11 protein-coding genes are annotated in these 11,727 nt (G+C 64.1%); 6 read left to right on the top strand and 5 right to left on the bottom strand.

The annotated features are described in order from the left end of the window. Positions 1–8: 8 nt before the first annotated feature. From CO669_RS10815 to CO669_RS10800, 4 genes are read left to right on the top strand one after another with little or no spacing between them, the layout of a single operon-like run. Complete coding sequence (locus CO669_RS10815; RefSeq protein WP_502694465.1) at positions 9–1,190, top strand: ABC transporter ATP-binding protein; 1,182 nt, start codon at positions 9–11, stop codon at positions 1,188–1,190. After that, on the top strand, positions 1,187–2,101 hold the full coding sequence (locus CO669_RS10810; RefSeq protein WP_097659800.1) for an ABC transporter permease: 915 nt from the start codon (positions 1,187–1,189) through the stop codon (positions 2,099–2,101). Before CO669_RS10815 ends, CO669_RS10810 begins: the two co-directional genes overlap by 4 nt. Before the next feature lie 3 nt (positions 2,102–2,104). Beyond that, complete coding sequence (locus CO669_RS10805; protein WP_097659799.1) at positions 2,105–2,917, top strand: ABC transporter permease; 813 nt, start codon at positions 2,105–2,107, stop codon at positions 2,915–2,917. Between the two features lie 11 nt (positions 2,918–2,928). Next, entirely contained in the window at positions 2,929–3,426 is a 498-nt protein-coding gene (locus CO669_RS10800) for a DUF6622 family protein (RefSeq protein WP_097660080.1), read from the top strand. Here the strand turns inward: CO669_RS10800 and CO669_RS10795 are convergent, their stop codons facing one another. The 5 genes from CO669_RS10795 to CO669_RS10775 form a co-directional block, all read right to left on the bottom strand. After that, on the bottom strand, positions 3,427–4,419 hold the full coding sequence (locus CO669_RS10795; protein ID WP_097659798.1) for a hypothetical protein: 993 nt from the start codon (positions 4,417–4,419) through the stop codon (positions 3,427–3,429). It lies immediately after the preceding gene. Positions 4,420–4,532: 113 nt separating this feature from the next. Further along, positions 4,533–5,384, bottom strand: a complete 852-nt coding sequence (locus CO669_RS10790) for a carbohydrate ABC transporter permease (protein ID WP_097659797.1) — start codon at positions 5,382–5,384, stop codon at positions 4,533–4,535. Beyond that, a complete protein-coding gene (locus CO669_RS10785) occupies positions 5,381–6,253 on the bottom strand; it encodes a carbohydrate ABC transporter permease (RefSeq protein WP_097659796.1) in 873 nt (290 codons plus the stop codon). Before CO669_RS10785 ends, CO669_RS10790 begins: the two co-directional genes overlap by 4 nt. Positions 6,254–6,348: 95 nt before the next feature. Then, positions 6,349–7,734 (bottom strand): ABC transporter substrate-binding protein, encoded by a 1,386-nt coding sequence (locus tag CO669_RS10780; protein ID WP_097660079.1) that lies wholly within the window; start codon positions 7,732–7,734, stop codon positions 6,349–6,351. A 230-nt stretch (positions 7,735–7,964) separates the two neighbouring features. Next, the gene (locus CO669_RS10775) at positions 7,965–8,945 is read right to left on the bottom strand and encodes a LysR family transcriptional regulator (RefSeq protein WP_097659795.1); all 981 of its coding nucleotides are present in this window, start codon (positions 8,943–8,945) and stop codon (positions 7,965–7,967) included. Positions 8,946–9,060: 115 nt separating this feature from the next. Here CO669_RS10775 and CO669_RS10770 point away from each other — a divergent pair, with 115 nt between their 5' ends. Further along, complete coding sequence (locus CO669_RS10770) at positions 9,061–10,134, top strand: 4-oxalomesaconate tautomerase (RefSeq protein ID WP_097659794.1); 1,074 nt, start codon at positions 9,061–9,063, stop codon at positions 10,132–10,134. A gap of 52 nt (positions 10,135–10,186) precedes the next feature. After that, entirely contained in the window at positions 10,187–11,572 is a 1,386-nt protein-coding gene (gene dctA / locus CO669_RS10765; protein WP_097659793.1) for a C4-dicarboxylate transporter DctA, read from the top strand. Positions 11,573–11,727 lie beyond the last annotated feature (155 nt).

The raw sequence follows: 11,727 nt of genomic DNA, 5'->3' as shown, positions 1-11,727 counted from the left end.
GAATCGGGATGGCAGGGACCATGGCGGACGAATTGCCCAACACGCACGTCGCGACAAAGGCGGCCGATGGAGACGCTGTCGCCGCCGGCCGGCCGCTGCTGCGCATCGAGAGCGTGGTCAAGACCTTTGGGACGTTCCGGGCCGTCGATGGCGTCTCGCTCGACATCAAGGCCGGCGAGTTCTTTGCGCTGCTTGGACCCAGCGGCTGCGGCAAGACCACGCTGCTGCGCATGCTCGCCGGGTTCGAGGCGCCGGACGAGGGACGCATTTTGCTCGGGGACAAGGACATCGCGCAGGCGCTGCCGCACGAGCGGCCGATCAACATGATGTTCCAGAACTATGCGCTGTTCCCGCATCTGTCGGTGCGCGACAACATCGCCTTCGGCCTGAAGCGCGCCGGCATGGCGCGCGTGGACATCGCCACGCGCGTTTCGGAGATGGTCGCGCTGGTGAAGCTCGAGGGACTGGAAAAGCGCAAGCCCGACCAATTGTCCGGCGGCCAGCGCCAGCGCGTGGCGCTCGCTCGCGCGCTGGCGCGGCGGCCGCAGCTCCTGCTGCTCGACGAGCCGCTCGCTGCGCTCGACAAGAAGCTGCGCGAGAGCACGCAAGGCGAGCTCATGGAGCTGCAGCGCCGGCTCGGCATGACCTTCATCGTCGTCACCCACGACCAGGAGGAGGCGATGACGATGGCTGATCGAATCGGCGTGATGAAATCAGGCAAGCTCGCTCAGGTCGCGAGCCCCCGCGAGCTCTACGAGGCGCCGCGCTCGCGTTGGATCGCGGAGTTCGTCGGCGACGTCAATCTGTTCGACGGCGAGTCCAAATTGCGCGACGGTCATCGTCTGGTCATCGGCACGCGCGATGCGGGTGCGCTGGTGGTGGCCGAGCCGCGTGAGCCGATCGGTGCGGGGAAATTGGCGGTCGCGATCCGTCCCGAGAAGGTCAAGCTGTCGCGGCGCGGCCCGGTGAGCGAGGCCGGTCATGAGACGGCGATCAACCGGCTCGACGGCGTCATTGCCGACATCTGCTATCTCGGCGGCACCACCACCTACAAGGTGAAGCTCGACACCGGCGGAACGCTGCAGGCGTCCGTCGCCAACAGCGCCCGCCTCGACGTCGACGCCTACAGCCTGAACCAGCACGTCGTCGCCTGGTTCACGCCTGACGATTGCATGGTGCTGCAATCATGAGCGCCCGCCGCATCTTCGCGAGGCCGGCGCGCTTTGCCGCGATCGCGCCCTATGTCTGGATGGTGCTGTTTTTCCTGGTGCCGTTCGCCTTCGTGCTGAAGATCAGCCTGTCGCAGACGGCGATCGCGCAGCCGCCCTACGAGCCGGTATTCGACCTGGCGGCGGGATGGGGCGCGTTGAAAGCGGCCTTTGCCGCGCTGTCGGTCGACAATTTCAGGCTGATCGGCTCCGACGACATCTACGTGTTTGCCTATGTACGCAGCCTGACCGTCGCCAGCGCGGCCACCGCCCTGTTGCTCCTGATCGGCTACCCGATCGCCTATGGCATGGCGCGGCTGCCGAAGAATTGGCAGGCGGTGGCGATGGTGCTGGTGATCGTGCCGTTCTGGACCTCGTTCCTGATCCGGATCTATGCCTGGATCAACATTCTCCAGCACGACGGCCTGCTCAACCAGATCCTGTTGGCGCTGCACCTGGTCGGCCAACCCGTGGTGTGGCTCTCCACCGATACCGCGATGTATATCGGCATCGTCTATTCCTATTTGCCGTTCATGATCCTGCCGCTCTACGCCACGCTCGCCAAGATGGAGCCGGCACTGGAGGAGGCGGCCTCCGATCTCGGCGCGCCGCCCTGGCAGGTGTTCTGGCTCGTCACCTTCCCGCTGTCGCTGCCCGGCGTCGGCGCCGGCGTGCTGCTGTGCTTCATCCCCATCGTCGGCGAGTTTGTCATTCCAGATCTTCTGGCCGGTTCCAATTCGCTGATGATCGGCCAGACCTTGTGGCTCGAATTCTTCACCAACAAGGATTGGCCGGTCGCCTCCGCCGCAGCCATCGTGCTGCTCGTCGTGCTGCTGCTGCCGTTGTTGCTGTACGAGCGGCTTCAGAAGCGGCAGCTGGAGCAGGGAAGGTAGGCCATGCGCAAGATTGCCCGCCTGTCCCGCTTTAACGTCGCCTCGCTCGCGCTGGGCTTGGCGTTCCTTTACCTGCCGATCCTGATCCTGGTCATCTATTCTTTCAACGCCTCGCGCCTTGTGACGGTGTGGGGCGGCTGGTCGCTGCGCTGGTATCACGAGTTCTTCAACGACCGCGCCATGATCGAGGCGGCCTGGATGAGCCTGCGGGTCGCGGTCTCCTCGGCGACCATCGCCACGCTGCTCGGCACGCTTGCCGCCGTCGCGCTGTCGCGCGGTGAACGCTTCCGCGGCCGCACGCTGTTCTCAGGCATGCTCTATGCGCCGCTGGTGATGCCGGAGGTGATCACTGGATTGTCGCTGCTGCTGCTGTTCGTCGCGCTGAACGCCGAACGGGGCTTCTGGACCGTGACGATCGCCCATACGACGCTGACGATGTGCTTCGTCGCGGTGGTGGTGCAATCCCGCCTCGGCTCGCTCGACCGTTCGCTGGAGGAGGCGGCGATGGATCTCGGCTGCGACCCCGTGCGCGCCTTTCTTTCGGTGACGCTGCCGCTGATTGCCCCCGCGATCGTCGCCGGCTGGATGCTGGCTTTCACGCTGTCGCTCGACGACCTCGTGATCGCGAGCTTCACCACCGGCCCCGGCTCGGCCACCCTGCCGATCCGGATCTATTCCGAGGTGCGGCTCGGAGTGAAGCCCGAGATCAACGCGATCTGCACGCTGGTGATCGCCCTGATCGCGGTCGTTATCGTCATCGCCTCGCTCGCCTCGAAGCTGTCGAGCTCGCAAGGCGAGAGCGTGGCGCCCTTGTGAGCGGGCAGATCATGGCGATGGCCTACCAGATCCTGATCCACACGCCGCCTTGGGTCTTCGTGCTGCTCGCTTACCTCGTCTGGCAGGGCATTCAAGCGATGCAGCCGCGCACGACGCCGATCTGGCGTGCGCTGATTCTGCCGGTCGTGTTCATCGTCTGGGGGATGTCCCGGATCGGCTTCGGGCCCCAGAACAGTGCGTGGCCGCTGATCGCGTGGATCGCAGCCGCGCTGGCACTGCTCCCGCTGGGTGTGCTGACGCCACGTCCTTTCGATGTCGATCACGCGACGGGTGAGATCATCCGTCCGGGCAGCGCGTTCGCCCTGATCCGCAACCTCGTCGTTTTCTCGCTGCAATATGCGGTCGGCGTGATCTCGGCGATCGATGCGGGCGACCGCGCACTGGCCATCATTGCCGGGCGCGCCATCTCGGGCGCGACCGCTGGCTACTTCATCGGCTCAACCGTTGCGCTGCTGATCGCCTATCGACGCAAGCGGGCCCGCGGATGATCAGCGCGGCCGGGGCGGACGTTTCGAGCTCTTGGCGCTCGCAGAGCGTGACCGCGCGACGGAAGCTGCGACGGGGCTGGCATATCGCGCCTGCACCGCGCCACGCACCGCTGCACCAAGCTGGCGCAGCGCCAGCGCATTGAGCGGAAACTCCAGCAGGATATGGATCAGGCTCAGCGCCAACAGGAAGGTGAAGCCGAACGCATAGTCATAGAAATAGAGCGCGGTGGCAGCTGCGCTGGCGGCCGCCATCGCCGCCAGCCGGGCCCTTGGGACTGCGGTCCAGCGGATCACGTCGGCTTTGATGAACCAGTTGAGGTAGTGATAGGTGTAGACGAAGGCGAGCAGGCTGGTCAGCCTGGTGTCGAGCACGAGGCCCGGAACGCCGAACAGCCGGCCCAGGGCCGGGCCGACATTGCCGAAATAATCCTGGCCGACCCGGGCAAAGCTCGCGATCCGGATTTCGGCAGCTGGCGGCAGCAGCAGGATCGTGGCGATTGCGACGATGTAGGCCACCACCAGCGCGCCCTGCACGCGGCTGCCGGACCTGTGCGCGCCCAATATCATGAAGATCAGCGTGAACACAGAGACGTGGATCAGGGTCGGAATCAGGATGCCGATGACGGCGAGCGAGGATCCGCTCGAATACATGATCGCCGACAGGGCGATCGCGACCATGAACAGCAGCATGCTCTCGATCGCGGAGACGGTGGCCGCCAGCATCGCGCAGACGACCAGCGCGCCCCACATAGCAAAGCCGAACCACGAGGCATTGTCGATCAGCGCCGCGACCACGGCCACGACGGCGAGGGCCGCCGCGATCCCGCGATGGGGCAGATAGTAGCTGCGATCATGCAGCCACGAGATCTCGGTGAAGTAATGCGCCGGACCGAGCACGACATAGGCCAGCAGCAACAGCTCGAACGGCACCAGATAGGCCGCCGCGAGCGCCAGCAGCATCAGGCCGAGATGGATCGCGTCGTTGCTGCGCATGATGCCGGGCCCCGCCTTGGGTCCCGGACGTTAGAGCAGGCGCGGACAATCTTCAATTGTCCACGCCGCCGCTCAAGCGCTTTGCTTGCAGCGCCGCGATGCGTCCTGTCGCGTCAGGACTTCACCGCGCCTGCCGTGAGCCCGCCCACCATGTAGCGGCGGAAGGCGTAGTAGACCGCGGCCGGCGGCAGCGCATAGATGAAGCCGGTGGTCATCAGCAGCTCCCATGGCGAGTCGTCGGCGGCGAGGAAGTTGCCGAGCGCGACGGGGAGGGTGATCTCGCGGTCGTTCGAGAGCAGCAGGAACGCGTAGAGATATTCGTTCCAGGCCAGCAGCACCGCATAGGTGCCGATCGCGACCAGGGAGGGCATCATCAGCGGCAAATAGACCAGGCGGAAGATCTGCAGCGTCGTGGCGCCGTCCATGACCGCGGCCTCATCGAGCTCGACCGGCAGCTTGTCGGAGGCCTGTTTGAGCACCCAGATCGCGTAAGGCGAGGCGATCGTCACCATCGCGAGGATCAGCGACCAGTGATTGTTGAGCAGGCCGTAATTGCCCATGGTCCGATACATCGGCACGGCGAGGAACGCTGCGGGGATGAAGTAGGTGAACAGCGCGAGGTTGAGCACCAGGCGCCCGCCCGGCACCTTCAGCCGCGAGATCGAAAACGCAGCTGCCGTCGCGATGAACAGCGTCAGCACGCCGACGGATGCCGCGATCACCACCGAATTCCAGAACTGGATGTAGAAGTCGCGCAGGAAGTAGTGCTGCTGCTTGAACACGATCTCGAAATTGTGCAGCGTCGGATGGTCCGGCCACAGCTTGCCCGAGAACGCGTCCTCCTTCGGGGAGATCGCGAACAGGAACATGTGATAGATCGGGATCATCGTCCACAGGAAGACGGGAATGCCGATCAGCAGCAGCCGCGCTTCGGTCGCGACTTCGCGCAAGGAGGGGAGCTTCATCGCGACAACCGTTTCATCATGAAGTACACGAGCGGCAGGACGAACGGCATCGCGCAGACGATGGATGCCATTGCCAGCGAAAGCTGGTCGAGCCGGAGATAGCGGATGCCGAGGGTCGACAGCACGTGCGTGAGGTCGGCCGGGCCGCCGCCGGTGAGCAGATAGACGCTGTTGAAATCGCCGAGCGTCCAGATCATCGAGAGCAGCGTGCAGGTGACGTAGAGCGTCTGCATCGACGGCCAGGTGATGTAGCGGAATTTCTGCCACCAGCTCGCGCCATCGACCTCGGCGGCCTCGAACAGATCGTGCGAGATTGCGAGGCGGCCGGTGATCAGGATCAGCGTCCAGAACGGCAGCGACTTCCAGATGTGCACGGCGATCGCCATGCTGAGCGCCACGGTGGGGTCGTTCAGCCAGTTCGGGCCGTCATCGCCGGTCAAGGAGAAGATGTAGTGGTTGATCATGCCCCATTCGGGATTGAGCATGAAGCGCACCGACAGGATGGTCGGGATCGACGGCACCGCCCAGGGCAGGATGAAGATCACCGAGAGCCATTTGATCCAGGGGCGTTGCACGGCGAAGAAGCCGGACAGGAACAGCGCGATCAGCATCTTGATGTTGATGCCGATGACCAGGAAGATCAGCGTGTTGACCGCGGCGCGCGCGAAGATCGGGTCGTTGTAGAGCGCGACGTAATTCGACGGCGCCCGCGCCAGCCACAGTCCGTAGCAGACGGGATAGACCACGAAGGCCAGGAAAACGAGCAGATAGGGTGCGAGCAGCACGATGCCCCAGACCTGTGCCGGCGTGAACCGCGACGACAGGGGCGGGCCGGGGAGTGCCTGATCGCCAGAGAGCGTGATCGCCATTCTTTTTGAACTCTTCAAAGAGAAGCCGGCCGCGAAACGCGGCCGGTGTTGTTCTTAGCACCTCTCCCCGACGGGCGGGGAGAGGTGAGGGTGACTTAACCCGCGACCTGCTTGATGCGCGCGATCAGCTCGTCGACGGCCTTGTCGACCGGAACCTTCTCGCTGACGACGCGGTTCATCGCCTTCGCCCACACGTTCTCGTTGTTGAGGATCGTGAACTTCCAGTTCTTGGTGAAGTCGAACGCCGCGGTGCCGCCCTTGAACTGCGTGTAGACGGCCTTGCGGTGCTTGTCAGCCTGCCAGAACGGGCTTTCCTGGCTTTCCTTCGTCACCGGGAACCAGCGGCCGAGTGCGCCCTCGATATAGGGACGGACGTTCTCTTCCTGGAGCAGGAAGCTGATGAACTGCTTGGCCTCGGCCTTGTTCTTGGCCGCGGTGAAGATCAGCCCGGTCTTGACGTCCGAGCGGTACTTGATGGTCGAACCGTCCGGCGCCTTCGGGAAGGACGCCGTGATGATGTCCTGCTCATAGGCCTTCTTGCCGGCTTCGCGCTGCTCGGGCGTGAGAGCCTGGTTCTGCGAGTCTTCGTACCACTTCGCCGCGATCGAGATCGTGAAGTTGTGGGTCATCACGATGGTCTTGTTGTGGAAGGCGACGTTGTTGTCGGGATCCTTCCAGGTCGTGGAGGACGGCGGCGTGCAACCCTTGATGTAGGTGTCGGTGTAGTCCTTCATCGCCTTGATCAGGTTCTCGCGAACCGTGGGATCGTCGACCGTGAGCTTGCCGTCATCGTCGACCAGCTTGACGTGGTAGGCGTCCATGAAGGTGTAGAACGACTGGAAGGCGTCGGTGGATTCCACGCCCATCGGCTGGCCGACGGCGTAAATGCGCTGGCCGGTCGCCTTGCGGATGCCCGGCTGCACCTTGTCGCACCAGAACGTCCAGTAGCCGGTCCAGTCGTTCGGGATGTCGCTCTGCTTGAAGCCGGCCTTCTCCAGCATGTCGTTCCAGATCTGGACGTGCATGCTCTGCTGCTTCAGCGGGAAGCCGTAATAGGCCTTCTTCTTGGCAACGTCGTTGTAGAGGATCGACGCATCGAGCGTGTTCTGCACGAAGCGGCCCTTGATCGGCTCCATGACGTCGGAGAGATCCTCGAGCTTGCCCTCATAGGCCCACTTGCCCTGCGCCTGCACGTCATACGAATCGGAATAGGCGACATCGGGCACGGTGCCGGCATCGAGCGCGGCTACCGTCTTCGGAATCATGTCCTGGATCGCGTATTGCGACAATTCGACCTTGATGCCGGTCTTGGCCTCGAATTTCTTGATCGTCTCGATCAGTGCGTCGTCTTCGGAGCGATAGAAGCCCTTGCCCCACCAGACCGTGATCGTCTTCTGCTGCGCAAATGCGGGTGCAGCGGCTGCAAACAGCCCGGCCGCAGCGACCGCCAGTGATACTGCGCCAATAACCTTGGATTTCACGTTTTTCTCCCTCAAACGGCCGGTGTTTTTAACCGGTCGTATAAAACACTAGCGCAGGATGGTAGCGCAATCAACGCATCTTGTCGGACCCAGGTCGTAGGGCGCTGGGTCCGAGGAGATGCATCATGCAGGCATCGATCCAATCGCCGCATCAATTTGCGGCAATCAATTCGCGATGTCCGAGGAACTCCGGCTTGGCGGGAGCGGTCTCGCCCCGCCCGAGCGAGCCGTCAGCGTTTCCGCTTCGGAGGCGACGATGGCGTGTTCGAGCTTGCCTCAGCCGTTCGGGACCGCGGCTTGCCATGCACGCCGGTCTGAGCAGGAGAGCGCCAGGCCTCGAGGAGCATTTTCAGAAACTGGCTGGCATGAGGAGATAGTGTCGCCCCGCGCCTGCGCACGATGCCGATCGTCCGCGACACTTCCGGTTCGACCAGACGAATGGTGTGAATGATCGGATGGCCGGCGGCGGGCGTCGCCAGCTTCGGCAGCACGGCGATGCCGAGGCCCGCTTCGACCAGACCCAGCGAGCCGGAGAGGTGAGCGACCTCATAGGACCAGTTCAGCTGCAGGCCGTGTCGCGCCAGAGCATTGTCGATCAGCGCGCGATTGCCGCTGTTGCGACCGACGGTGATGACCCGGTGCGACGCGATCTCCGGCCAGCTGACCTGCTTGCGCGACGCCAGCGGATGGTCGTGGCGGCAGGCCAGGACGAAAGGATCCTCGACGAGCCTCTCGAATTCGATCTCGGCATGGGAGGCGCCAATGAAGTTGATGCCGAAATCGACCTCTCCGCGCGCGACCGCTTCCAATCCCTCGTTGGCGCCAATGTCCAGAATGCGGATGCGAATGCGCGGATAAGCCTCGGCAAACCGTCCGATCGCACGCGGCAGGAAGTAGAACACCGCCGTCGGCACTGCAGCCACGGAGACTAGGCCCGAGCTTCGCGCACCGATGTCCTGGATGGCGAGCACCGAGGTCTCGAACTCGTCGATGAGGCGGCGCACCTTCGGCAGGAAGTCGCGGCCGGTCATGGTGAGATTGACGTGGCGCGTCGACCGCTCGAGCAAGGGCGCCCCGAGGCTTTCCTCCAGCTTCTGAATGCGTCGGCTGAGCGCGGGTTGAGACAGGTTCAGCGCCTTGGCGGTCCGGACGAAGCTGCCGGTCTCGGCAACGGTGATGAACGCCTTGAGGTCGAGCAATTCTGCGTTCATGGCGTGCTCCTTTATTTCGATAAATGAAATAATACCTCAGATATTTGCATTTCACAAAAGAGTTGGGAAGGCGGATGCTCTGTTCAGGCCAACACGCCGCCGAACGGAAGAGCCCATGAACGATCAGATTGCCATTCCCTGTGTAGTCATGCGCGGAGGGACCTCGCGCGGACCGTTCTTCCTGGCCCGCGATCTCCCGGCCGACCCGAGGTCACGCGACGCGGTGCTGTTGTCGGTGATGGGAGGCGGGCACGATCTTGGCATCGACGGCATCGGCGGCGGCAATGCCGTCATCAACAAGGTCGCGATCGTCGGACCGGCCACGGTGCCCGGCGCCGATGTCGATTACCTGTTTGCCCAGGTGCGTGTTCGCGAAGGGATCGTCGATACCTCGCCGAACTGCGGCAACATGCTGGCGGCGGTGGGGCCGTTTGCAATCGAAGCCGGCCTGGTCGCTGCGAGCTGCGATCGGACCGATATCCGTATCCACAATGTCAACACCGGCAAGCTGATCGACGCCACCGTCGCCACGCCGGGAGGACGGGTGACTTACGAGGGCGAAGCGCGGATCGACGGCGTGCCGGGAACGGCCGCACCGATCGAATTGTCCTTCCCCAACGCGGCCGGCGCGCGGACCGGTCGCCTGCTGCCGACGGGACGCGCGGTCGATTGCATTGATGGGATCGACGTCACCTGCATCGACGCGGCGATGCCGGTCATGCTGGTCCACGCGGCCGACCTGGGATGCACCGGCCGCGAGGCTCCGTCGGATTTCGCCGACGCCGGCTTCCGGGCGCGTCTCGAAGGGTTGCGTATCGAGGCCGGGCGCCTGATGGGGTTTCCAAATGCGGCGACAATGGTGATCCCGAAGCCGGTTCTGATTGCGCCTGCGGGCGCGGCGGCGCTGAACACCCGATACTTCATGCCGCACGACTGCCACAGCGCATTGGCGGTGACTGGCGCCGTCGCGATCGCGACGGCCTGCCTCACGCCTGGGACGATCGCTGCAAGGATGGTCGGACCGCTGGCGCCGCCGGTGCCGATCACGCTCGCCCATCCCTCCGGCCAGCTCGTGGTTCGGCTGGAGCCCGGCCCGGTCGCCCGCGTGCAGCGCACCGCCCGGCGCATCTTCGAGGGCCACGTCTTTGCCCGTCGATCGCACGTTCCTCAGGCGGTGCTGGCGGCCTGAAGCCGGACCGCTCCTGAACTCCAAGAAAATGACACCCAAGGGAGAAACGAGAATGCAGATGCACGCGCCGGCCAGGTCCGCGAACGGTGAGCCACGCAAGCCGTTCTACCGGATTCTCTACGTTCAAGTGCTGATCGGGCTCATCCTGGGCGTCGTCACGGGCCATTTCTGGCCCGAGTTCGGTGCCGCGCTGAAGCCCTTCGGAGACGGCTTCGTCAAGCTCGTCAAGATGATGATCGCTCCGATCGTGTTCTGCACCATCGTGAGCGGCATCAACAGCATCAGCGATTCCCGCGAGGTCGGTCGCACCCTGGTGAAATCCATGGCGCTGTTCTATCTGCTCACCGTGCTCGCACTCCTGGCGGGGTTGACCGCCGTGTCGTTGATCCAGCCCGGCGCCGGCATGCATGTGTCCGTCAATACGCTGGATCCGTCCGTGGCCGCGAAATTCGGCAAGCAGGCCGCAGCGACCGGATTTGCGGACTTCATGCTGCACATCATCCCGCATTCGTTCTTTGGAGCGTTCGCCGACGGCGAGGTGTTGCCCGTCCTGCTGATCTCGATCCTGATCGCCTTCGGCTTGAGCCGCGCCGGCGATGGCGGTGCGGCGGTGACAAAGGCCGTCGCCTCGTTCTCGCACGTGCTGTTTGTGTCGTTCGGTTTCATCATGAAGCTCGCGCCGCTCGGAGCCTTCGGCGCCATGGCGTTCACGGTGGGCCGATACGGCGTCCGTTCGATCGGCTCGCTCGGCCTGCTGATCCTGACATTCTATATCGCCTGCTCCGTCTTCGTGGTCGTCGTGCTTGGTACGCTGGCACGGCTGAACGGCTTCAGCCTGTGGAAGACCATCCGCTACTTCAGGGAAGAATTGCTGATCGTGCTCGGCACGTCGTCGTCGGAGCCCGCGCTGCCCGGCGCGCTACGCAAGCTGGAGCAACTCGGATGCCGGAAGGGCGTGTCGGGGCTCGTGCTGCCGATGGGCTACTCATTCAATCTCGACGGCAGCGCCATCTATCTCACCCTGGCTTCCATCTTCATTGCACAGGCTTGCGACATTCATCTGTCATGGGGACAGATCGCGGCGATGCTCGGCCTGATGCTGCTGACGTCCAAGGGAGCGGCCGGCGTCACCGGCAGCGGCTTCGTCGCGCTCGTTGCGACCCTCTCCGTCATGCCGGATCTGCCGGTAACCGGCGTCGCGCTGCTCGTCGGCATCGATCGCTTCATGTCGGAGGCGCGGGCGCTGACGAGCATGATCAGCAACTGTGTCGCAGCCATCACCGTTTCGCTGTGGGAGGATGCCTGTGACCGTGAGGTGTTGGCCCGTGAACTGGACGGGTATGGCACTGTCGCGCCCGCGGCCAGGACGACGATCGGGGAGGTGGCGCCGGTGCTGGGTGAGGCGGGCTGGATCACGACGACGCGATCCGCCGCCTGACCAGGTCTTGGATGAGATCGGTCCCGGTGTGGTTTGGCAAGTCGGGACCGTGACGTGCGCTATCTCGGCTGAAGGGCGGCTCGACCGCGCTAGGTAGTGGACTCAAACCTAGCCCATAGACGGGTGGCGGCGAGCAGAACGGCTGCGAGGAAGTT

This window comes from Bradyrhizobium sp. Y36 (assembly GCF_002531575.1).
In the GTDB taxonomy this organism is placed as follows: domain Bacteria; phylum Pseudomonadota; class Alphaproteobacteria; order Rhizobiales; family Xanthobacteraceae; genus Bradyrhizobium.
The sequence above is the reverse complement of the archived record's forward strand: the minus strand, read 5'-3'. Positions and strand labels throughout refer to the sequence as shown.

Bases quoted from the DNA above. Each gene is read 5' to 3' on its own strand.
- CO669_RS10815 (WP_502694465.1), top strand. From the start codon at position 9: ATGGCAGGGACCATGGCGGACGAATTGCCCAACACGCACGTCGCGACA.
- CO669_RS10810 (WP_097659800.1), top strand. From the start codon at position 1,187: ATGAGCGCCCGCCGCATCTTCGCGAGGCCGGCGCGCTTTGCCGCGATC.
- CO669_RS10805 (WP_097659799.1), top strand. From the start codon at position 2,105: ATGCGCAAGATTGCCCGCCTGTCCCGCTTTAACGTCGCCTCGCTCGCG.
- CO669_RS10800 (WP_097660080.1), top strand. From the start codon at position 2,929: ATGGCGATGGCCTACCAGATCCTGATCCACACGCCGCCTTGGGTCTTC.
- CO669_RS10795 (WP_097659798.1), bottom strand. From the start codon at position 4,419: ATGCGCAGCAACGACGCGATCCATCTCGGCCTGATGCTGCTGGCGCTC.
- CO669_RS10790 (WP_097659797.1), bottom strand. From the start codon at position 5,384: ATGAAGCTCCCCTCCTTGCGCGAAGTCGCGACCGAAGCGCGGCTGCTG.
- CO669_RS10785 (WP_097659796.1), bottom strand. From the start codon at position 6,253: ATGGCGATCACGCTCTCTGGCGATCAGGCACTCCCCGGCCCGCCCCTG.
- CO669_RS10775 (WP_097659795.1), bottom strand. From the start codon at position 8,945: ATGAACGCAGAATTGCTCGACCTCAAGGCGTTCATCACCGTTGCCGAG.
- CO669_RS10770 (WP_097659794.1), top strand. From the start codon at position 9,061: ATGAACGATCAGATTGCCATTCCCTGTGTAGTCATGCGCGGAGGGACC.
- dctA (WP_097659793.1), top strand. From the start codon at position 10,187: ATGCAGATGCACGCGCCGGCCAGGTCCGCGAACGGTGAGCCACGCAAG.